Source organism: Rhodoferax sp. GW821-FHT07G04, from assembly GCF_059418585.1.
The window spans coordinates 224,414-244,414 of sequence record NZ_JBWKQD010000003.1; the positions used below are offsets into that span (position 1 = coordinate 224,414).

Here is a 20,001-nt window from a genome sequence, read left to right on the forward strand (position 1 = left end):
AGCATTATGAAAATTGGTGAAATTGCCAGCATCACGGGGCTGGCCCCGTCAGCCATCCGGTTCTACGAGCAAAGCGGGCTGCTGTTGGCAACCGAGCGCGGGGCCAATGGCTACCGCAGCTACACCGAGGCAGACCTGACGCGCCTGCAACTGATACAGATGGCGCAGAACCTGGGCTTCACGCTGGATACGTTGCGTGCGCTGTTCTCGGCTCAGGTGGAGTTTCCCGAGGACGAGCTGATGGCGGGGCTGGATGCCCGCCTGAAAGAAATTGACACGGTAATGGCTACCTTGCGCACGCAGCGCAAGGCGGTGGCTGCGCTGCGTGCGCAGGTGGTCCAGGCCTGGGAGCAGGGGGAATGCCTGGCCGTGGCCGACTTGATCCACAACATGGCCAGCCAGCACCCGCGCAAGGCGGCTGCGCCCAAGGGCGCCAAGTCCCAGCCGCAGCAGCCTACGAAAAAGATCTTGCAGCGCAGTGCCGGCGGTCTATAGCCCAGGCGTGTCGCATGCCCCTATGGGTGGTCGCTGGGCAAGGTCTTGGCCCGCTTCCAGAACAGGCCCAGCAGCGGCTTGACACTGGTGCCGTGCAGCAGGATGGACAGCGTCACGACGATCAAGGTCAGCTGGATCAACTGCAGCGCCAGCGGCTCGGGCAGGCCATGCTGGATGACATACATCAGGTAGTACAGCGAGCCCACGCCCCGCACACCAAACCAGGCGGCGAGGCCGCGCATCTTCCACGGGGTGCCGGTGCCCACCAGGCCAACCAGCACGCTGACGGGGCGCGCCACCAGAAACACAAACAGGCTCAGCCCCACGGCGGCCCAGGTCCAGGAGTCGCGGAACAAGGTGCCGCCAATCAGGATGACCAGCACCATTTCCGACAAGCGCTCCAAATGCTCCTTGAACACCAGCGAGCCTTCGCTGACGGTGGGCGGTGGTTCCGTGGTGTCGTCGTGCACCTGGCTCTTCTTGGCGAGCGTGAGTTCGGTCTGGCGCAACGCGACGGCTGCGAAGAACACCGCCAGGAAGCCCCAGGCATCGACCATCAGGCATACACCGTAGACCAAGCCGATCAGGCCCAGACCCAGGAAGTCGTCCATCAGCTCGTGGCTCTGCGGGCGGCGGCGCAGCATCCAGCCTAAGCGGGCGAGTGCCACCCCTGCGACCACGCCAATGGCCACTGCGCCCACCGTGGCCCACAGTACCTCCACCACCAGCCAACGCCCGCCCGCGTCGCCCAATTCATGCAGGCCCAGCAGGCCCAGGCCCAGCATCACAAAGGGGAAGGCGCTGCCGTCGTTCATGCCCGCTTCACAAGTCAGTGCAAAGCGCAACTGGTCGCGGTCGCCGGGGTGGCGAATCTGCACGTCGGTGGCCAGCACAGGGTCCGTAGGTGCCAAGATCGCACCCAAGAGCACGCCCGCACCCACGGGCAAGTCCAGCACCCACACAGCGAAGGCGGCGACCAACGCCACGGACACGGCCATGGACACGGTGGCCAGCAATATCGGCGCGCGCCAGCGGGCAAAGCTGAAAGCGCCCGGCATTTTGACGCCGGCCGAAAACAGCGAGATCAAAACCACCACCTCGGTCAGCGTCTCCAGCAAGGCGGACTGTTTGAGGGGGTTGAAGTGGAAAAGATTCAGCGCGCTGGGCCCCACCAGCAAGCCCACCGCGAAATAGATGATGGCGGGTGTGACCGGCAGGCGCTGCAGCAGGGTTGCTGTCAGCCCTCTCACCAGCAGCAGGCCACCGATCAGCAAAAACCATTGTGCGCTGGTCATGGGCGTGGGTGAGACAGTCGCCGCCGGGCCGCCCCAAGGCGACTAAGCCCACTTGGGGGGCAGCGTAGTACGTGCAGCGACAAGCGTGGGGGCATGTTAATGCGTGATGAATTCGTAATTGACGACTTCGCTCTCCACCATGTCCAGGATGTCGTTCAGCACCTCGTCGTCTTCGGTGCTGGACCAGGTTTCCTCCGGGTCCGTGGCAAACAGCGGCTCTATGGCCAGATCCAGGAATTGCGCGTTGGGCAGCTTCAGCACTTGGCCACCTTCCGATGTCTGGACCAGTTCCCAATCATCGGGTACGGACATCTCCAGCGTGATGGTGACGTTGAGCTTTTTCATGGTGACTTCCTTTTTTTTAAGAGGGGTGGAGGGTAACCGAAGACGCCACACCCGGCCGTGCGTTGCCCAACCGACTGCGTTATGCAGTGTGGTTGCTGCGGCGCAAACCACGTTCCAGCAACTCGAAAAGAGCTTCGCTCAGAAATGCCAGCAGGGCCGCGGGCAGGGCGCCGGCCAATAGCAGCTCGCGGTCGTTCAGGGCTAGACCGGTCACGATGCGTTCACCAAAGCCACCCGCGCCCACAAAGGCGGCAATGGTGGCCGTGCCAATGGAAATGGCCGTGGCGGTGCGCACACCGGCCAGTAGGTTGGGCAGGGCCAGCGGCAGTTCGATGTGGCGCAGGCTTTGGGCGTTGCTCAAACCCAGCGATTGGCCGGCCAGGCGCAGGCCCAATGGGACCTGGTTCAGGCCCGACGCCGTGTTGCGCATGATGGGCAAGAACGCGTACAGCGTCAGCGCCATCAGCGCGGGCAGTGTGCCAATGGCGCCCAACAGCGAAATCAGCACGGCCAACATCGCGATGGCTGGCACGGTTTGTAGCAGGCCGGTGGCGCCCAACACCGCAGCACTGAGGCGCGGGTGGCGAATGGTCAGCACCGCAATCGGCACGCCCAGCAGCGTGGCCAGCGCTACCGCAGCGGCGACCAGCAGCAGGTGCTGTGTGGCCAGGCGGGCCAGGTCGGCTGCAAACAGTTTGGCCCAGAAGCCGCGTTGTGCCGTTTCCTTGTTGGACGCAGTTCCCGTCGCCATGGCTGCCAACTGGTCCCGCGCAATCACATCAAAGGCCACGCCCTTCAGCTCGGCGCGGGCATTCATCGCAATCATCATCGCCTCGGTCACGCGGCCCTCCAGCGCCTGCAGCGCGGCCCAGGCCTTGGGATGGCGGGCGGGTACATCCAGCCGGTACAGCAACATGGCGTCGTACCGAGGGAAGTAGTGCTGGTCGTCGTCCAGCACGCGCAGGCCCAGGGCGTCGATCTTGGCGTCGGTGGTGTAGATGTCGATGGCGTCCACCTGCTGGGAGCCTATCGCGTCGTAGGCCAAGCCATGGTCCAGGCCGGTGGGGGTGTGCTGCAGGCCGTAGCGCTGGGCCAGGCCGCGCCAACCGTCGGCGCGGCCGATGAATTCATTGGACAGGCCCAGTTTCAAACCGGGGTGGGCCGCCAGATCGCTCAGACGGGTGATGCCCAAGGCCTTGGCGTGGTCCGCGCGCAGGGCCAGCGCATAGCCGTCGTTGAAGCCCAAAGGCACGGCTACACCCAGGCCCAGGGGCGCCAGCGCCTGCTGCATCTGCGCCAGCGTCATCGGGGCGGTGCTCTTCAGAATCTCCTGGCTGATGGTCCCGGCGTATTCGGGGTAGAGGTCAATCTGCCCCGCGCGCAGCGCCTCGTAGACGATGGCGGTGTTGCCCAGGCCGGCCTGCACTTGCGGTGGCACCATGGTGTGTGGCGCGGCTTGCTGTGCCAGCAGTTCGGCCAGTATGTAGGACTCGGTAAAGCGTTTGGAGCCTATGCGCAGCGGAGTATCTGCTGCAAAGCCCAGACTGCTAGTGCCCAGCAGGAACAAGACCGTCAGTACTCCCGACAACTGGCGCAGCAAGCATCGGGGAAGCAGGGCGAAGGCTACGGTGTGAATGCGGGCCATGGCTCAGGCACCTAGCTTGGCGCTGACTTCTGCGGCATCGGGCGCTGCAAAGACCGTGTTGTGCCTGTCGGTGAATGGCCCGCCACCCGGCTCCACAGCACCTTGCGCGTCGTAGCCAATGGCCTTGAACTTCCACACCTGTTCTATGCGTTTGAGGTTGCCCACATGGCTGCCATCGGGCAGGTGCACGCTATACACGTTGGCGTTGACGGGTTTGAGTGTCAGCAGGGTCACAATGGCCAGCAATGGGTGGACGGGATTGCGCCAAGGGTAACCCAAGTACCATGGGGCTAGCACACCTTCAAACCAGCCAACCTAGGCAAGCATGCAAACTCCACCCCTACCGCAGGCCACACCCCCCTTGCAGGCGCAACTGATTCAGCCTTTGCTGGTAGACCCCGCTCAGCACCCGCGCGGTGTGGCCTACCTGAGTGCGGCCAGCGGCTTGGTGCGCGTGCGCCAGCACCTGTTTGTGGTGGCGGATGATGAATTGCACCTGGGCGTGTTTGACGACGCTGCCGCACTGCAGCCGCCTGCCAGTGGGCTGCCGGCGATGGGCCAGCTGATCCGCCTGCTGGACGGCGATCTGCCCAAGGACGCCGGAAAACGCAAGAAGGTCAAACCGGATTTTGAAAGCCTGGCGCTGCTGCCCGCGCTGCCAGGCTGCCCCGCAGGCGCACTGCTGGCACTGGGATCGGGGTCGAAGGCCAATCGCGACACAGCAGTGCTGCTGGCGCTGGACGTGCAGGGCATGCCCAATGGGCGCATGGCGGTGGTGGATTTTGCACCCCTCTATGCGCCGCTGCGCAAGCGCTTTGTGGACCTGAACATTGAGGGCGCCTTGGTGGTCAGCGGCGAGCTCTTGCTACTGCAGCGCGGCAACAAGGGCCAGGCACCCAATGCCTGCGTGCGCTTTGATTGGAACCTGGTGGCACCCTGGTTGGCGGGTGTGCAAAGCCAGCCGCCCGCTGCCAAAAGCGTGCAACTGATGGATCTGGGGCGCGTGGACGGTGTGCCCCTGGGCTTTACCGATGGTGCAGCCCTGCACAGCGGTGCATGGGCCTTTACCGCGGTGGCAGAGAACACCGACAACAGCTACCAGGACGGTGCCTGTGTGGCCTCGGTCGTGGGCATCGTGGGGGCGGACGGCGCGTTGCAGCAGATGTACCGGTTGGAAGGGGCGCCCAAGGCCGAGGGCATGGCCGTACGGGTCGATGGCAGTGATTGGGTCATCACGCTGGTTACCGACCCCGATGACCCGGCCACTGCCGCGCAGCTATTGCAGTTGCGTTTGCCGGGGTGAAGCGGCGGTTATTTACTTGTAGATGCCGCAGGCAATGTAGAAATTGTCGTCCGCCCGCTCCACGTAGGTACTCTTTTGTTCGATCTGCTTGGAGATAGGGTTGGGCCATTTGTAGTCCACCCAACCTTTGCCTTCCTTGCTATTGGCGACCTCGGCAAACCGCTTGGTGAAGGGCACACCGTCAATGTCCTTCAGCTCAGTCATGACCTTGCCGACCAGCTTTTGGTTGGCGCCGTGCGCGGGCACGGGGATATTGGGCTTGAGCGCCCCGGAGAACACATACAAGTCTTTGGTCACAAACTTGGGCGCGGTCTGGTTGTTGATCTCGGCCCAGGTCTTGTCGGCGCCGTTGGCCTTGTAGAAGGCAATCACTTTCTTCACCAAAGCCACGGCTTCATCGGCTGTGCCGTGGTCTGCCGCCTGGGAACCCAAGGCCATGAGGGATGCAAAAAGGGCCAAGAGAAATTGCTTGAACACAGTTTTCATGATTGCCTCGCGTAGGTTGTTATGGTGAAGGGGACGCAAGCAAGGTAGCACAACGCTTTTGCTTTGTAAACGCAGGGTTGCCCCCTCAACGCATGGGCGGCAGATACCAGGCTTTGCTGTCAAACGGCTGGCCGAATTCAAACTTCTCACCCACGCGCGGCGTGACCACCTGCGTGCCTTTGGCGCGGGCCGCCAGCACGGTGCGCACCACCGGCTCGGCCCAGTCGTGGTAGGCCAGGTTGAAAGTAGCCCAATGCACGGGCAGCAAGGTATTGGCACCCAGGTCTTGCTGGGCCTGGATGGCAGATTCGGGGTTCATGTGGATGTCCATCCACGTATCGCCATAGGCGCCCACCTTGATCAGCGCCAGCTCCGGCGCACCCAGGCGCTCGCGTATGGCCTTGAAGTGGCCGGCATAGCCGGTGTCGCCACTGAAATAAGCCGAATGGCTGGGCCCCTTGAGCATCCACGATGCCCACAGCGTGGAATTGTTCATGCTGGTGCGCCCCGAGTAGTGGCGCGCCGGCGTGCAGTGGATGGTCACGCCTTTGATGCTGGCCTGTTCCCACCAATCCATCTCGTGGATCTGCGCGGCGGGTACGTCCCAGCGCTCCAGGTGCGCACCAATGCCCAGGCCAACATAGAAGTGTGTGCCGCCCTGCGCCAGGTGGCGTATCGTGTCCATGTCCAGGTGGTCGAAATGGTCGTGCGAGATGACCACCGCGTCGATGGCCTTCCACTGTTCCAGGGGCAGTGGAGTGGGGTGCAGGCGCGTCGGACCGACAAACTGAAACGGTGATGCGCGCAGCGACAGCATGGGGTCGGTCAGTATGCGCAAGCCATCCAGCTCCAGCAGCACGCTGGCGTGGCCAAGCCACCAGGCGCGCAGGCCGGGTGCTGCGGGCTTGGTCAAGTCGTCGGCAGACATCTTGATCACCGGCACCGCAAACTGCGGCTCACGCACCTGGTCGCCCATGTAGTCGTGCAGCTCGCGCCGCAGCGACATATTGCTGACATAGGGCGGCGTGTTCTCGAAGCGCCCGTTGTGAAACTGTGGCGACTGGCGCATGCGCTCCAGGCGTGCACCCTCCGAGGTACCGCCAAAGGTGGGCAGGCGAAAAACCAGCCAGGCCGCCACGGCCAACAGCAGGGCCACCGCCAGCGCGAACAGCGCAATCTTCTTCATCAAACGTGTCATGGCCGCACCTTCATGGTTTTTGCTTCGCCCAGCGCCAGCGCGACAAAACCGTCCACCAGCGGCGCCCGCTCGGCTTTGCGCTGCGCCAGCAGCAGCGATGTGCCCGCACCCGCGTCGGACAGCGGACGGTAGCACACCCCCTCCAACTGAATGCGTTCAAACGAATTGGGCAGTATGGAGATGCCGCAGCCAGCCGCCACCAGGCCAATGATGGTGGACGATTCACCCGCCTCCTGCGCCACATGGGGCACAAAGCCGGCAGCGTGGCACAGGCTGTAGATCTGCGGGTAGATGCCAACCCCGGCCGTGTTGGGGTACATCACAAAGAGTTCTTCGGCGAGTTCCTTGATGGCGATCTTCTTGCGCGAAGCCAGCCGGTGCGCGGTGGGCAGCACTACCACCAGGTTGTCCTTGCGCAGCTTGCTGAAATGCAGGGTATCGGAGTCGGTATTGGGGCCAGAGACGCCGTCGGGCGGGCGGATAAAGCCCAGGTCCAGGCGGCGCTGCGCGATTGCCTCCATCTGCCGCGATGTCGCCATCTCCTGCAGGCGCAGCGCCACCCGCGGGAACTGCTGCCGGTAGCGGTTGATGACCGCTGCAAACAGCGGTGTGAACGGCGTCGATGATGTAAAGCCTATGCGCAGTTCGCCGGCCTCGCCGCGCTGTGCACGGCGTGCGGTCTCGGTGGCCTGGCCGGCCATGGCCAAAATGCCGCGTGCGTCGTCCAGAAATAGCTTGCCCGCCTCGGTCAGGCGCACCCAGCGCTTGCTGCGCTCCAGCAGTAGCGCGCCCACATCGGCCTCCAGCGTCTGTATGGCCTGGCTCAGCGGCGGCTGGCCTATGTGCAAGCGCTCTGCCGCGCGGGTGAAGTGCAACTCTTCGGCAACCGCAACGAAATAGCGCAGGTGGCGCAGTTCCATGGTGTGTTATCTAAAAAATCAATAAATATGTGGACTAATATATATTGGACAGGCTAAATGTCCAAGCCTACGATGGCGGCACTGACACAGCACAAGGCCCCCGCATGCACACCCCCGCCCCGCAACCGGGCACACCCATCGCCACCGGGACACCGGAGTTCCACCGCATCAACCGCGCCATGGTGTTTGGTGGCTTTTCCACCTTCTCACTTTTGTACTGCGTCCAACCCGTGATGCCATTGCTGGCCGACCAGTTTCACCTGACACCGGTGCAAAGCAGTTGGATACTGTCCATCTCCACGCTGACGCTGGCCCTGTCGCTCATCGTCAGCAGCGCCATCAGCGAGCGCGTGGGGCGCAAGCCCATGATGGTGTTGGCCGTGGCCCTGGCGGCCATCACCACGGTGCTGTGCGCCTTTGCCAACGACTTTTTGCAACTGCTGGTGCTGCGGGCCATTCTGGGTATTGCACTGGGCGGCATGCCGGCCGTGGCGATTGCCTATTTGGGGGAAGAGATCGAGAAGACCGCTCTGGGGTTCTCGATAGGTCTGTATATCGCCGGCAGCGCTTTTGGCGGCATGGTGGGCCGTCTGCTGGCCGCGGTGCTGAGCGACCACTACTCATGGCGCGTGGCCCTGGCCGTGCTGGGTGCGGCCGGCCTGTATGCCGCGTGGGATTTCTGGCGCAGCCTGCCGGTAGCGCGCAATTTCAAACCCGCCGCGTTGGATTGGACCGGGCTGTTTGCTGGCGCGCGTCAGCACTTCGCCGACCCGGGCCTGGCCATGCTGTTCACACTGGCCTTTCTGCTGATGGGCTGCTTTGTCAGCCTGTACAACTACCTGGGCTATCGCCTGCTGGCGGCGCCGTTCAGTTTGTCGCACAGCGGCATGGGTGCCGTGTCGCTGCTGTACCTGCTGGGCATTGGCAGCGCCGTCTGGGTGGGGCGCCTGGTCGACAAGGTGGGCCGGCGGGGTGTGCTGTGGCTGGTGCTGTTGACCATGCTCTGCGGTCTGTTGTTGACGCTGTCGCAGTCCCTGGCCGTTGTGGTCTTTGGCACGGCGGTGTTCACCTTTGGTTTCTTTGCCTCGCATTCGGTGGCTAGCAGCTGGGTGGCGCGCCGTGCCAGTGCGCCCAAGGCCCTGGCCTCGGCGCTGTACCTGTTCTTCTACTACCTGGGCTCCAGTCTGGTGGGCTCTTGCACCGGTCTGCTGTGGGAGCGCGCCGGCTGGCCGGGTGTGGTGGCCGGCCTGGGCGCCACGCTGGCTGTGGCGCTGTGGATCACGCTGCGTTTGCGCAGGGTGCAGGCAGTGGCCGCGTAACATCGCTACCTAATTTTGCAATAAGGACTTTGGATTGACTAGCGACGGCATCAACAACACCGCCAGCATCGCTGCGGACGACGAAACCTATTGGGCCTCGGTGGCCGCACAGTACGCGCCCACACCTGACTTCATCAACCTGGAGAACGGCTACTTCGGCATGCAGGCCACGCCGGTGTTTGCGGCCTTTCAGCGCTACCAGGCGCAGGTCAATGCCGAGACGGGCTACTTTTTGCGCGAGCGCTTTGCCAGCCAGGTACAAGATGTGGTGCAGGCACTGGCCCGTTTCTGTGGCGTGCAGCCCCAGGAACTGGTGCTGACCCGCAACCTGATCGAAGGCATGAATGTGCTACTGCAGGGCTACCCGCTGCAGGTGGGCGATGGGGTCATCTGCGCCACGCACGACTATGACAGCGTGGCCGAAACCCTGGATATGGTGGCGCAGCGCAAGCAGCTCACACTGACCCGCATCCGCGTGCCGCTGAACCCCGACAGCGACGCAGACATCGTGCGCCTGTACGAGCAGGCCATCACCCCCAAGACCAAACTCATCCTGGTGACCCATTTGGTGCATCGCACCGGGCAGATCATGCCGGTGGCCCAGATCACGGCCATGGCGCGCCGCCACGGTGTGGATGTGATGGTGGACGCGGCCCACTCCTTTGCGCAACTGGACTTTCAATTGCCCGAGCTGGGCGCGGACTTTGTGGCCGTCAATCTGCACAAGTGGCTGGGCGCGCCGTTGGGCGTGGGCCTGGTCTACATCCGCCAGCCGCGCATTGCCGACATTGCGCCGCTGTATGGCGACACCCGCGCGCCCGCGGGCGACATCCACAAGCTGGGCCATGTGGGCACGGTGCCGCCGGCACCGATTTTGAACATCGCCGACGCGCTGGACTTTCATCTGCGCATAGGCCCGCGCAACAAGGAGGCGCGCCTGCGCTACCTCAGCCAGTACTGGCTGGACCAGGTGCGCGACCTGCCGAACGTGGAACTGCAAACGCCGCGCGACCCGGCGCGCTACTGCGCCATTGCCGCGTTCCGCATCGTGGGCGTGCCGTCCAAAGATGTGGCCAAGCGGCTGATGGCCGAGCACCGGGTCTTCACCGTGGTGCGCGATATCGACTATGGAGAAGGCAACAGTGGTGACGGTGTGCGCGTGACGCCCCACCTCTACACCCGGTTGCAAGACCTGGATGCGCTGGTGGCGGGCATCCGTCAGATCAGCGATCAGGTCAAGGTTTCGGGCCCCAGGTGACGGTAGACATGGGCCTGGCCCTGGCGGAAGGGGATGGTGGCCTCGTGCTGGGCGCCTAGGCGCTCGGCCACGGCCATGGATGCTGGGTTGTTGGTGGCCACCACGCTGATGGCCGTGGTCCAGCCAAAGTTTTCATACGCGGCCTGCAGCGAGCGCCGGGCGGCCTCGGTCGCATAGCCTTTGCCGTGCTGGCCCGGCACCAGGGCCCAGGTGATCTCGGGCTCGGACCAGCCCTCGGGAAACCACAGGCCAGAAATGCCGACAAAGGCGCCGGTGGCCTTTTCTTCCAGCGCCCAGGGGCCAAAGCCGCGCAGCACCCAGTGGCCCGAATACACCGCAAACTTGCGCCAGGCCTCGTCACGCCCGCAGGGGCCACCATAGCTGGCGGACACCGGGTCGGCAAAGAAAGTGGCCATGGGCTCGAAGTCATCTGGAGTGAAGGCGCGCAACACCAGGCGTTCGGACGTGAAGCGGGGAATGGTGGAGATCATCAAAATATACCCATATTAGGTTTTTTGAGTGCCTGTGGAGGTGATTGGTGCATAAAACTGCCTCTAGCCCTCGTCGAATATGCGTATAGCGCTATCAAATTCGAAGCTACCCTCAGCAAGCTACAGCGACGGTGGTGGTTTTAGGATTCTAGTCAGACCGGGGCACGAAAACCTTGGGATACTACCGCTCCATGAACGCCATCCCAAACCCCATCGAACCCCACATCGCCCGTCTGTTTATCTACCCGATCAAGTCCTGCGCCGGCATTGAGCTGCCCGCCGCCCGCTTGACCGACACCGGCTTGGCGCATGACCGCCAGTTCATGCTGGTGGATGCGCAGGGGCGCTTTGTCAGCCAGCGGGAGTTGGCCCGCATGGCGCTCGTCCGCCCGCAGATCGGGGGCGCTCTGCTGCGTGTCAGCGCCCCAGGCATGGCCGAGCTGGTATTGACCCTGGACGCACCGGATGCACAAGCGGCTGCGGAGTTGCCCGTGCAACTCTGGGGGTACAACATGCCAGCCTTGGATGTTGGGGACGAGGCGGCTGCCTGGTTCAGCGCCTTTCTGGGCCAAGCAGGGCTGCGCCTGGTGCGCTTCGACCCCTCGCACCGGCGGGTCTCGGACACCCAATGGACGGGCGAAGACACCGCGCTGAATCAGTTCAGCGATGGCTTTCCGTTGCTCGTGCTCAGCCGGTCTGCGATGGATGGCTTGAATAGCCGGCTCGCGGCCCAGGGCTGGCCCGAAGCGCAGGTGCAGCGCTTCCGCCCCAATATCGTCATCGACGGCGTGCCGGACCATGAAGAGGATCTGGCGACCGAAATGCTGCTGCTCGAACCGGATGCCCAGGCGGGCAGTGGTGAACCCATTCGTCTGCGCCTGGTCAAGCCCTGCCCGCGCTGCCCCATCCCCAACATCGACCCCAGCACCGCACTGAGCACGCCGCACGTGACCGACTGCATGAACACCTACCGGCAAGACCCGCGGGTGAACGGTGCCGTGAGCTTTGGCATGAATGCCATCACCCTGACCGGCCTGGGCCGGACCCTGCGCGTTGGCCAGCCGCTGGAACTGGACTACGGCTTCGAGTAGCGAAGTCTGGGTGTCACAGGGTACGGGCTAAGCCCGCCCGCTGCGATCGATTGCGGCTACCGCAGGCACCTGCAGATGCTCTCAACCCCAACCACCGCCCAAAGCCCGAATCAACCCCACCGTCGCCGCGTATTGCGCCGCCTTGACCTGCAAGGCCTGCCGACGGTTGCGCAACTCGCTGCGTTGCGCATCCAGCAGTTCCAATTGGCTGACCAAGCCGTTGCGGTAGCGCGAGCCCGACAGCACGGTGGCGCGGCTGCTGGCGGCGACGGAGCGGGACTGGGCTTCGGACTGGTCTGCCAGCAGGCGCAGGGCCACCAGCTGGTCTTCCACGTCGCGGAAGGCGACCAGCACCTGCTCGCGGTAGTTGGCCAGCGCAATGTTCAGCTCGGCGTTGGCGCCCTGCACACCCGCCTCACGCCGGCCGCCATCGAAGAGGGGGAGTGACAGCAGCGCACCCACGCCCCAGGCCTGGGTCGACAGCTTGAACAAATCCTGAACCTCGGGCGCGGCGTAACCGCCGTTGGCCGTCAGCGAGAAGGTAGGGAACCACGCAGCCTTGGCCACGCCTACGCGCGCCTGTGCGGCCTGCATGGTGTTTTGCGCGGCGGCAACGTCGGGCCTGCGCGTCAGCACCGTGCTGGGCACGCCGGCGGGTATGACAGGCAGGGCCGTGGACCAAGGGGTGGGTGCGAGTTGAAAATTGGTGGCAACCTCCCCCACCAGCACGGCCAGCGCATGCTCCAGCACCGCGCGCCGCTGGTCCAGCGCCAGGGCTTCGGATTCCGTGGATGCGGCTTCGCTGCGCACGCGGGCCACATCCAGCTCCGCCACATCGCCTTCGCGCAAGCGCACTTCGGTCAGGCGCAGCGTGTTCTGGTAGGCTAACAGCGTGCTGCGCACCAGCTCCCGCTCGGCATCCAGTGTGCGCAGGCTCAGGTAGGTTTGTGCCACATCCGCCTGCACCAGCAATTGCGTGCTGCGCAGCAAGGCTTCGCGTGAGGCGGCGTCGAGTGATGCGGCATTTGACGCGCCGGACAGCTTGCCGAACAGATCGACTTCGTACGACAGATTGGCGCCTGCAGTTACCACGGTTTGCGCGACGTTGCCGGTGGTGGCATTCAACTGTCGCGTTGCGCCTACGCCCACGCCGAGTTGCGGATAGCGGTTGGCATCCAGTTGGCCTGCCAGCGCCCGTGCCTGTGCCAGGCGCCCCGCCGCAACCTGGATGCTGCTGTTGTTGCCATTGGCCTTGGTGATCAAACTGTCGAGCACGGGGTCGGCAAAGGCCGTCCACCATTGGCCCTGCACTTGAGGAGTCGCTGCACTTGGCGATAGCGCAGTGGCGCTTTCCTTGAAGGCTGTGGGCGCGGCAGGCAACTGCGAGGTATCGACGATGGCAGAGCTTGCGCAACCGGCCAGCACCAAAGCCATCGCCAGTGGCACTAGCGCTGTGCGCAGTGTTGAATAGGTGTGGTTCATGGAGAACTCCTTTGGTCTTTCTGTTGGGTTGTTGTTCTTATTCATGTTGCTTGAGGCGCGCGGCAGGTTGCGTGTGCAAGGCGCCGCCGCCGCCCGAGCCTGAGCCTGAACCCGAGCCGATAGCGTGCGCGATGTGCGGCACTTCACCATGCAGCTTCAGCGCGCGGTTGCCCGCCATGGCGCGCAGCGCCACGTAGAACACCGGTGTCAGGAACAGGCCAAAGGCCGTCACGCCGATCATTCCCGAGAACACGGCCACACCCATGGCCGAGCGCATCTCCGCACCCGCACCGGTGGACAGCACCAAGGGCAGCACGCCCATGACAAAGGCCAGCGATGTCATCAGGATGGGACGCAGGCGCAAGCGGCTGGCTTCGATCGCGGCCTGCAACGGCGTGCGGCCGGCGAACTCCAGCTCGCGTGCGAACTCGACGATCAGGATCGCGTTCTTGGCCGATAACCCCACCAGCACCATCAGCCCGATCTGCGTGAAGACGTTGTTCTCGCCCCCAGAAATCCACACACCCGTCATCGCCGCCAGCAAGCCCATGGGCACGATCAGGATGATGGCGATCGGCAGGGTCAGGCTTTCGTATTGCGCAGCCAGCACCAGGAAGACCAGCAAGATAGCCAGCGGGAACACCAGCACGGCGGAGTTGCCAGCCAATATCTCCTGGTAAGTCAGCTCGGTCCATTCAAAGCCAATGCCCTTGGGCAAGGTCTCTGCGGCAATGCGTTCAATCGCCGCCTGCGCCTGGCCCGATGAGTAGCCGGGGGCTGGGCCACCACTCACATCCGCCGACAGGTAGCCGTTGTAGCGCATGGCGCGCTCGGGCCCAAAGCTGGACTGCACCTTCATCAACGCCGACAACGGCACCATCTCGCCGGTGGTGGAGCGCACCTTGAGCAGGCCCACGTCTTCGGCCCGTGCGCGGTAGGCCGCATCGGCCTGCACCCGCACGCTGTAGGTGCGGCCAAACTTGTTGAAGTCATTGGCGTACAGACTGCCGAGGTAGATCTGCATGGTGTCGAAAATATCGGTCACCGGCACATTGAGCTGGCGGGCCTTGGCGCGGTCGATGTCGGCATAGAGCTGCGGCACATTGACCTGCCAACTCGTGAACGCACCGGCTATTTCAGGCGCTTGATACACCTTGCCCATGAAGGCTTTCACCGATGCGTCCATCGCGTCATAACCCAGCGAAGCGCGGTCTTCCAGCTGCAGCTTGAAGCCGCCCGTGGTGCCCAGGCCTTCCACCGGGGGTGGTGGGAACATCACGATGAAGGCGTCCTGGATGCTGCCGAATGCCTGGTTCAACTGGCCCGCCACTGCGCCACCGCTTTGGTCCTTGCGCGTACGTTCGGCGAATGGCTTCAACGTGGCAAACACGATGCCGGAGTTGGAACTGTTGGTAAACGCGCTGATCGATAGGCCAGGGAAGGCAATCGCGTCTTCCACATTCGGGTTCTTCTTCATGATCTCGCCCATGCGCTGGATCACATCTTCGGTGCGGTCCAGCGTGGCGCCGTCGGGCAACTGTGCAAAGCCGATCAGGTACTGCTTGTCCTGTGCGGGCACAAAGCCGCCGGGCACCAGCTTGAAGACGCCGACCGTAGCCGCCACCAGCACCAGGTAGAAGGCCAACATGGCGCTCTTACGCGAGATGGCGCTTTTGACACCCGTGCTGTAGCCGTTGGCGCCGCGGCTGAACAGGCGGTTGAAACCCGCGAAGAAGCGGCCAAACACCTTGTCCATGCCGCGCGTCAGTGCGTCCTTGGGCGCATCGTGGCCTTTGAGTAGCAAGGCGGCCAATGCGGGTGACAGCGTCAGCGAGTTGATGGCCGAGATCACCGTCGAGATCGCAATCGTCACCGCAAACTGGCGGTAGAACTGACCGGTCAGGCCGCTGATGAAGGCCAGCGGCACAAACACGGCCACCAGCACCAGTGCAATTGCGATGATTGGGCCGGACACTTCGCGCATGGCGCGGTAGGTGGCCTCACGGGGGCTCAGGCCATCGCCGATATTGCGCTCCACGTTCTCCACAACCACGATGGCATCATCAACCACGATACCAATGGCCAGCACCAGCCCGAACAGGCTCAGCGCGTTGATGGAGAAGCCCAACAGGTGCAACACGGCAAAGGTGCCCACCACCGATACAGGCACCGCGAGCAGCGGAATGATGGAGGCGCGCCAGGTCTGCAGGAACAGGATGACGACCAGCACCACGAGTGCAATCGCTTCCAGCAGGGTGTGGATCACCGAGGTAATGGAGGCGCGCACAAACTGTGTGGGGTCGTAGGCGATGCGGTACTCCACGCCTTCGGGCATGTTCTTGGCCAACTCGTCCATGGTCTTGTGCACCGCGTCCGAGATTTCCAGCGAGTTGGAACCCGGTGCCTGGAACACACCCATGCCGACCGCCTGCTTGTTGTTCAGCAGCGAGCGCAGTGCGTAATCGGCAGCCCCCAGCTCCAGGCGTGCAATGTCGCGTAGTCGGGTGATGGCGCCGTCGGCACCGGTCTTGACGATGATGTCGCCAAACTCTTCTTCGTTTTGCAAACGGCCTTGTGCATTGATGGACAGCTGCATGTCCACACCGGCCAGGCCGGGCGAGGCGCCGACCACACCGGCCGCGGCTTGCACGTTTTGCCCGCGGATGGCGGCCACCACGTCACTGGCCGACAGGCCGCGCTGCGCCACCTTCTGCGGGTCCAGCCAGACGCGCATGGAGTAGTCGCCACCGCCAAAGACCTGTACCTGGCCCACGCCCTGTATGCGGGCCAGGCGATCCTTGACATTCAGCACCGCGTAGTTGCGCAGGTAGTTGATGTCGTAACGGTCATTGGGCGACACCAGATGCACCACCATCGTGATATTGGGTGAGCTTTTGACCGTGCTCACACCCAAGCGGCGCACTTCTTCGGGCAGACGGGGTTCGGCCTGCGAGACGCGGTTTTGCACCATCTGCTGCGCCTTGTCGGGGTCGGTGCCCAGCTTGAAGGTGACGGACAGTGTCATCACGCCGTCGGTCGTGGCCTGGCTGTTCATGTAGAGCATGCCTTCGACGCCGTTGATGGATTCCTCCAGCGGAGTGGCCACGGTTTCGGCGATCACCTTGGGGTTGGCGCCGGGGTACTGGGCCCGCACCACGACGGTGGGCGGCGCGACCTCCGGGTATTCGGAGATCGGCAGCCCGCGCAGTGCGACCAGGCCGGCGATCAGCATCAGCAGTGACAGCACGCCGGCAAATATCGGCCGGTCAATGAAAAATTTGGACAGATTCATGGCAGTTCTTCTTGTTTGTGGAAAGGATCAGTACAGATTTATTTCTGCGCGACCTGGATGGGCTTGTCACCATTCGATCGTTCAGACTTGGCCGTCATCTCGACCACCTGCGGTGCGACCAGCGCACCGGGGCGCACGCGCTGCAGGCCATTGACGATGATGCGTTCATTGGCGGTCAACCCGGTCTTGATGACGCGCAGGCCATTGACCGATGCGCCCAGCGTCACTTCGCGGTACTGCGCCTTGTTGTCCGCGTCCACGACCATCACAAACTTCTTGTTCTGGTCCGTACCAACGGCGCGCTCGTTGATGAGCAGCGCACTGGTCTTTGTAGACTGGCCCATGCGGATGCGTGCGAACTGGCCGGGCATCAACTGGCCGTCCTTGTTGTCGAACACGGCGCGTGCGCGCACGGTGCCGCTTTTGGCATCGACCTGGTTGTCGACCAGTTGCAGCTTGCCTTCAAACGGTGTGTCGTTGCTGGCGGATGTGCCCATTTGCACGGGGATGCGGTCCAGCTTGCGGTCACCGCCGGTGCTTACGTCCTTGAGAGCCTTGGCCACGACCTGCTCGTCGGCGTCAAAGCTGGCATAGATGGGGCTGACGGACACCAGCGTCGTCAGCACCGGTGCACCCGGGCCAGCGGCCACCAGATTGCCCACGGTCACTTCCAATTTGCCGACACGACCCGATACCGGTGCGCGCACCTGGGTGTAGTCCATGCTGAGTTGCGCGGTTTGCAGTGCGGCCTGCGCGGCGCGCAGGTTGGCATCGGCTTCCAGTTGGCCATTGGCGCGCTCGTCCAGTTCGCGCTTGGATATCGCCTGCTCGTTCCACAGGCGCTGCGAACGCTCCTGCTCGCCCTTGGCCTGCGCGCCTTTGGCCTGCGCGGCGCCCACCTGGGCTTGCGCGCGCTGCACGTCGGCAGCGTAGGGCGCCGGGTCAATCGTCAGCAACAGGTCACCTTTCTTGACGAGCGCACCTTCGCGGAAATGCACGGCCTGGATGGTGCCGGCCACACGGGGGCGGATGTCGACACGTTCAACGGCCTCGAGCCGGCCAGAGAATTCATCCCAGGCCGCCACATCGCTTTGCACGACTGTGGCGACCGACACCGGCATGGCGGGTGCTGCCGCAGCAGCAGGCTGTGCGCGTGAACTGCTTACGCCAAAGATGGCGGCGGTAACACCCGTCAATGCAAACACGGCGACGGCCGTGGCGACGAGGCGGCGTTGGGGAGTGTGGAGGCGAATGGTTTGCATGGTGGTCTATCCCTGAAAAATTAAAGAACGGTGGAAGTGGAAAAAAAAATCGCTGAACTGTTGCTGCACGCCAGCCGACCAGGTGGCCTTTTCATGGGCTGCACCAGCAGGCTCCAGATAGCTCACGGGCCAACCGGTTGGCCCGGGCATCACGGCGACGTGGACCGCGCGACCGAACACCCGCAGGCGGTCTGCGTAGGCAAGTGCTTCATCCCGCAGAGGGTCGTCTTGCGCTGTCAGCAGCAAGGTAGGTGGCAGGCTTGCCAGGCGCAGCGCATTTCCAGGCGCGGCGTAGGGGTGGGCCGCGTTGTCAACGCGGGAAAGGTATTGGTTCCAGCCATCTGCCCAGGTGCAGCCCACCGGGCCGGCATCGGCACTGCGTAGAGACTCGGTTGCCATGCACGGGTCCAGCATGGGCGACAGCAAAATTTGCCCGGCCAGATCTGGGCCGTGGCGGTCACGCGCCATCAACGCCACGGCGGCTGCCAAGTTGCCACCGGCTTCTTCACCGGCCACAAACACCTGCGCGTCCTTGCCAGCGAGCTTGTGCCTGGCCTTGAATGCCCAAACGAGCGCCGCGTAACCCGTTTCGATAGCTTGGGGGAAGGGGTTGGCCGGGGCCAGTGGGTAGCCCAACGAGACCACGACCGCACCCGTTGCGGCCAGCAAACGGGGTACGCAGCCCCCTTCCTCCAGCGAACCAGCCACAAAGGCCCCGGCGTGAAAGTGCACAACCAGCGGCGCTGGCGCGTTGGCCGACGGGTTGCGCTGGCCGTAGAAACGCACATTCAGCAAAGGGCTGGCGGGCGGTTTCAAGCCGGTGGGAATCTGCTTTTCAATCCAGGCCGGGCCCGTTGGGGCAGCTGCGGCAGTAGGTTTGGAGAGGCTGTGCATCGGATCAAGCCGCAAACCGGCTTTTATTTGTTGCGATGCAGCAGAATGTAGGGCGCATGCCCCAAGCAATAAATAGCCTTTTCGTTCAAACTTTATTTCACCAGTGCAACAATCGACCCAAAATCGCTGCGGTTTTCTGATTTACTAGGCTTATGGACAAATTTTCCGCCATGCAGGCATTTGTACGGGTCGTTGAGGCTGGCACCTTCACCAAGGCTGCTGACTCGATGGGCGTACCCAAACCCTCGGTCACGCGCCTGATCCAGGATCTGGAGAAGGAGCTGGACACCAAACTGCTCAACCGCACCACCCGCAAGGTCACTGTGACCGTGGATGGCGCGGCGTATTACGAGCAGGCCAGCCGCCTGCTCGGCGAGGTCGAAGAGTTGGAGTCGAGCATGTCGCGCGCCAAGGCCAGTCCGCGTGGCAAGCTGAAAGTGGATGTGCCGTCTTCACTGGGCCTGGCCATCATCATCCCGGCGCTGCCAGACTTTTATGCCCGTTACCCCGACATCCAGCTCGACCTGGGTGTCAGCGACCGGCCTATCGACATCATTGCCGAGAACGTGGATTGCGTGGTGCGCGGCGGCGAGATCACCGACCAGTCGCTGGTGGCCCGCCGCATTGGCGAGTTCTACATGATGACCTGCGCATCGCCGGCCTACCTGAAGCGCCACGGCACGCCGCAGCACCCTAGCGAGCTGGAAACCCAGCACAAGATGATCCGCTATGCCTCGCCGCGCGATGGAAGGCTATATGTATTTACGCTGCACAGTGAAGCAGGCTCGGTGGAGATCCATGGCAAACACCAGCTCTCAGTCAACGACTCCAACGCCGGGGTAACTGCGGCCCTTGCCGGTCTGGGCGTGCTGTATACGGCCACTTTCCTGATCCAGGACCACATCAGCAATGGCACGCTGGAGCCGCTGTTTACCGGCTGGTGCACGGAGACCAAACCCATGTACGTGGTCTACCCACCCAACCGCCACCTGAGCAACAAGGTGCGTGTGTTTGTGGACTGGATCGCCGAGCTATTCTCCAAACACGATCTGATTCAGCGCAAGAGCTCCTTGCCCGAGGCCATGTGCAAAGGCTGGGCGGCACCGGCCGTGCCTTCAGCCGCTGGCAACGCGGTGAATGCAGCCACAAACGCCGTATCTGAAGCGACTTGAGAGACTTGATGCGGCCCTCTGTTCGCCGACGTCTAGAAGCAAGGATTGAGCAG

Annotated in this window: 18 protein-coding genes; 6 read left to right on the top strand and 12 right to left on the bottom strand. The window is 63.4% G+C overall.

What is annotated here, in order from left to right; genetic code table 11:
* Positions 1–6 precede the first annotated feature (6 nt).
* Positions 7–495, top strand: coding sequence for a MerR family transcriptional regulator (locus AC07OO_RS18325; RefSeq protein ID WP_495083573.1), 489 nt, complete (start codon positions 7–9; stop codon positions 493–495).
* A gap of 20 nt (positions 496–515) precedes the next feature.
* Here AC07OO_RS18325 and AC07OO_RS18330 read toward each other — a convergent pair whose 3' ends face one another.
* From AC07OO_RS18330 to AC07OO_RS18345, 4 genes are all read right to left on the bottom strand, one after another.
* The gene (locus tag AC07OO_RS18330; protein WP_495083574.1) at positions 516–1,790 is read right to left on the bottom strand and encodes a cation:proton antiporter; all 1,275 of its coding nucleotides are present in this window, start codon (positions 1,788–1,790) and stop codon (positions 516–518) included.
* Positions 1,791–1,886: 96 nt separating this feature from the next.
* Positions 1,887–2,135 carry a hypothetical protein gene (locus AC07OO_RS18335; protein WP_495083575.1) on the bottom strand — a complete coding sequence of 83 codons (249 nt, stop codon included), beginning with the start codon at positions 2,133–2,135 and terminating at the stop codon, positions 1,887–1,889.
* Between the two features lie 79 nt (positions 2,136–2,214).
* On the bottom strand, positions 2,215–3,780 hold the full coding sequence (locus AC07OO_RS18340) for a glycine betaine ABC transporter substrate-binding protein (RefSeq protein ID WP_495083576.1): 1,566 nt from the start codon (positions 3,778–3,780) through the stop codon (positions 2,215–2,217).
* 3 nt (positions 3,781–3,783) lie between these two features.
* On the bottom strand, positions 3,784–4,077 hold the full coding sequence (locus AC07OO_RS18345; RefSeq protein WP_495083577.1) for a hypothetical protein: 294 nt from the start codon (positions 4,075–4,077) through the stop codon (positions 3,784–3,786).
* Between the two features lie 28 nt (positions 4,078–4,105).
* Between AC07OO_RS18345 and AC07OO_RS18350 the strand changes: the two genes are divergently transcribed.
* Positions 4,106–5,083: a DUF6929 family protein gene (locus AC07OO_RS18350; protein WP_495083578.1), complete on the top strand. Its 978-nt coding sequence runs from the start codon at positions 4,106–4,108 to the stop codon at positions 5,081–5,083.
* 12 nt (positions 5,084–5,095) lie between these two features.
* Here AC07OO_RS18350 and AC07OO_RS18355 read toward each other — a convergent pair whose 3' ends face one another.
* The 3 genes from AC07OO_RS18355 to AC07OO_RS18365 all read right to left on the bottom strand — a co-directional run bounded on the left by AC07OO_RS18355 (position 5,096) and on the right by AC07OO_RS18365 (position 7,687).
* Positions 5,096–5,569 (bottom strand): cache domain-containing protein, encoded by a 474-nt coding sequence (locus tag AC07OO_RS18355; RefSeq protein WP_495083579.1) that lies wholly within the window; start codon positions 5,567–5,569, stop codon positions 5,096–5,098.
* An 85-nt stretch (positions 5,570–5,654) separates the two neighbouring features.
* Positions 5,655–6,767, bottom strand: coding sequence for an MBL fold metallo-hydrolase (locus tag AC07OO_RS18360; RefSeq protein WP_495083580.1), 1,113 nt, complete (start codon positions 6,765–6,767; stop codon positions 5,655–5,657).
* The gene (locus tag AC07OO_RS18365) at positions 6,764–7,687 is read right to left on the bottom strand and encodes a LysR family transcriptional regulator (protein ID WP_495083581.1); all 924 of its coding nucleotides are present in this window, start codon (positions 7,685–7,687) and stop codon (positions 6,764–6,766) included. Before AC07OO_RS18365 ends, AC07OO_RS18360 begins: the two co-directional genes overlap by 4 nt.
* 104 nt (positions 7,688–7,791) lie before the next feature.
* Between AC07OO_RS18365 and AC07OO_RS18370 the strand changes: the two genes are divergently transcribed.
* Positions 7,792–9,006 (top strand): MFS transporter, encoded by a 1,215-nt coding sequence (locus AC07OO_RS18370; protein ID WP_495083582.1) that lies wholly within the window; start codon positions 7,792–7,794, stop codon positions 9,004–9,006.
* 34 nt (positions 9,007–9,040) lie between these two features.
* Positions 9,041–10,264: an aminotransferase class V-fold PLP-dependent enzyme gene (locus AC07OO_RS18375; protein WP_495083583.1), complete on the top strand. Its 1,224-nt coding sequence runs from the start codon at positions 9,041–9,043 to the stop codon at positions 10,262–10,264.
* Here AC07OO_RS18375 and AC07OO_RS18380 read toward each other — a convergent pair.
* Positions 10,237–10,755: a GNAT family N-acetyltransferase gene (locus tag AC07OO_RS18380; protein ID WP_495083584.1), complete on the bottom strand. Its 519-nt coding sequence runs from the start codon at positions 10,753–10,755 to the stop codon at positions 10,237–10,239. The two genes, AC07OO_RS18375 and AC07OO_RS18380, sit on opposite strands and share 28 nt — an antisense overlap.
* 191 nt (positions 10,756–10,946) lie before the next feature.
* Between AC07OO_RS18380 and AC07OO_RS18385 the strand changes: the two genes are divergently transcribed.
* Complete coding sequence (locus AC07OO_RS18385) at positions 10,947–11,846, top strand: MOSC domain-containing protein (RefSeq protein ID WP_495083585.1); 900 nt, start codon at positions 10,947–10,949, stop codon at positions 11,844–11,846.
* A gap of 81 nt (positions 11,847–11,927) precedes the next feature.
* On the opposite strand, the gene AC07OO_RS18390 is transcribed toward AC07OO_RS18385, so the two are convergent.
* From AC07OO_RS18390 to AC07OO_RS18405, 4 genes are read right to left on the bottom strand one after another with little or no spacing between them, the layout of a single operon-like run.
* The gene (locus AC07OO_RS18390; RefSeq protein WP_495083586.1) at positions 11,928–13,328 is read right to left on the bottom strand and encodes an efflux transporter outer membrane subunit; all 1,401 of its coding nucleotides are present in this window, start codon (positions 13,326–13,328) and stop codon (positions 11,928–11,930) included.
* Between the two features lie 37 nt (positions 13,329–13,365).
* Positions 13,366–16,620 carry an efflux RND transporter permease subunit gene (locus AC07OO_RS18395; protein ID WP_495083587.1) on the bottom strand — a complete coding sequence of 1,085 codons (3,255 nt, stop codon included), beginning with the start codon at positions 16,618–16,620 and terminating at the stop codon, positions 13,366–13,368.
* A 38-nt stretch (positions 16,621–16,658) separates the two neighbouring features.
* Entirely contained in the window at positions 16,659–17,882 is a 1,224-nt protein-coding gene (locus AC07OO_RS18400; RefSeq protein ID WP_495083588.1) for an efflux RND transporter periplasmic adaptor subunit, read from the bottom strand.
* Positions 17,883–17,888: 6 nt separating this feature from the next.
* The gene (locus AC07OO_RS18405) at positions 17,889–18,776 is read right to left on the bottom strand and encodes an alpha/beta hydrolase (protein WP_495083589.1); all 888 of its coding nucleotides are present in this window, start codon (positions 18,774–18,776) and stop codon (positions 17,889–17,891) included.
* Between the two features lie 152 nt (positions 18,777–18,928).
* On the opposite strand from AC07OO_RS18405, the gene AC07OO_RS18410 reads away from it, so the two are divergent.
* Positions 18,929–19,948, top strand: coding sequence for a LysR family transcriptional regulator (locus tag AC07OO_RS18410; RefSeq protein WP_495083590.1), 1,020 nt, complete (start codon positions 18,929–18,931; stop codon positions 19,946–19,948).
* Positions 19,949–20,001 lie beyond the last annotated feature (53 nt).

What these genes read in the sequence shown, in the direction of transcription:
- AC07OO_RS18325 (WP_495083573.1), top strand. Translation starts at nt 7, where the DNA reads ATGAAAATTGGTGAAATTGCCAGCATCACGGGGCTGGCCCCGTCAGCC.
- AC07OO_RS18330 (WP_495083574.1), bottom strand. Translation starts at nt 1,790, where the DNA reads ATGACCAGCGCACAATGGTTTTTGCTGATCGGTGGCCTGCTGCTGGTG.
- AC07OO_RS18335 (WP_495083575.1), bottom strand. Translation starts at nt 2,135, where the DNA reads ATGAAAAAGCTCAACGTCACCATCACGCTGGAGATGTCCGTACCCGAT.
- AC07OO_RS18340 (WP_495083576.1), bottom strand. Translation starts at nt 3,780, where the DNA reads ATGGCCCGCATTCACACCGTAGCCTTCGCCCTGCTTCCCCGATGCTTG.
- AC07OO_RS18350 (WP_495083578.1), top strand. Translation starts at nt 4,106, where the DNA reads ATGCAAACTCCACCCCTACCGCAGGCCACACCCCCCTTGCAGGCGCAA.
- AC07OO_RS18355 (WP_495083579.1), bottom strand. Translation starts at nt 5,569, where the DNA reads ATGAAAACTGTGTTCAAGCAATTTCTCTTGGCCCTTTTTGCATCCCTC.
- AC07OO_RS18360 (WP_495083580.1), bottom strand. Translation starts at nt 6,767, where the DNA reads ATGACACGTTTGATGAAGAAGATTGCGCTGTTCGCGCTGGCGGTGGCC.
- AC07OO_RS18365 (WP_495083581.1), bottom strand. Translation starts at nt 7,687, where the DNA reads ATGGAACTGCGCCACCTGCGCTATTTCGTTGCGGTTGCCGAAGAGTTG.
- AC07OO_RS18370 (WP_495083582.1), top strand. Translation starts at nt 7,792, where the DNA reads ATGCACACCCCCGCCCCGCAACCGGGCACACCCATCGCCACCGGGACA.
- AC07OO_RS18380 (WP_495083584.1), bottom strand. Translation starts at nt 10,755, where the DNA reads ATGATCTCCACCATTCCCCGCTTCACGTCCGAACGCCTGGTGTTGCGC.
- AC07OO_RS18385 (WP_495083585.1), top strand. Translation starts at nt 10,947, where the DNA reads ATGAACGCCATCCCAAACCCCATCGAACCCCACATCGCCCGTCTGTTT.
- AC07OO_RS18390 (WP_495083586.1), bottom strand. Translation starts at nt 13,328, where the DNA reads ATGAACCACACCTATTCAACACTGCGCACAGCGCTAGTGCCACTGGCG.
- AC07OO_RS18395 (WP_495083587.1), bottom strand. Translation starts at nt 16,620, where the DNA reads ATGAATCTGTCCAAATTTTTCATTGACCGGCCGATATTTGCCGGCGTG.
- AC07OO_RS18400 (WP_495083588.1), bottom strand. Translation starts at nt 17,882, where the DNA reads ATGCAAACCATTCGCCTCCACACTCCCCAACGCCGCCTCGTCGCCACG.
- AC07OO_RS18405 (WP_495083589.1), bottom strand. Translation starts at nt 18,776, where the DNA reads ATGCACAGCCTCTCCAAACCTACTGCCGCAGCTGCCCCAACGGGCCCG.
- AC07OO_RS18410 (WP_495083590.1), top strand. Translation starts at nt 18,929, where the DNA reads ATGGACAAATTTTCCGCCATGCAGGCATTTGTACGGGTCGTTGAGGCT.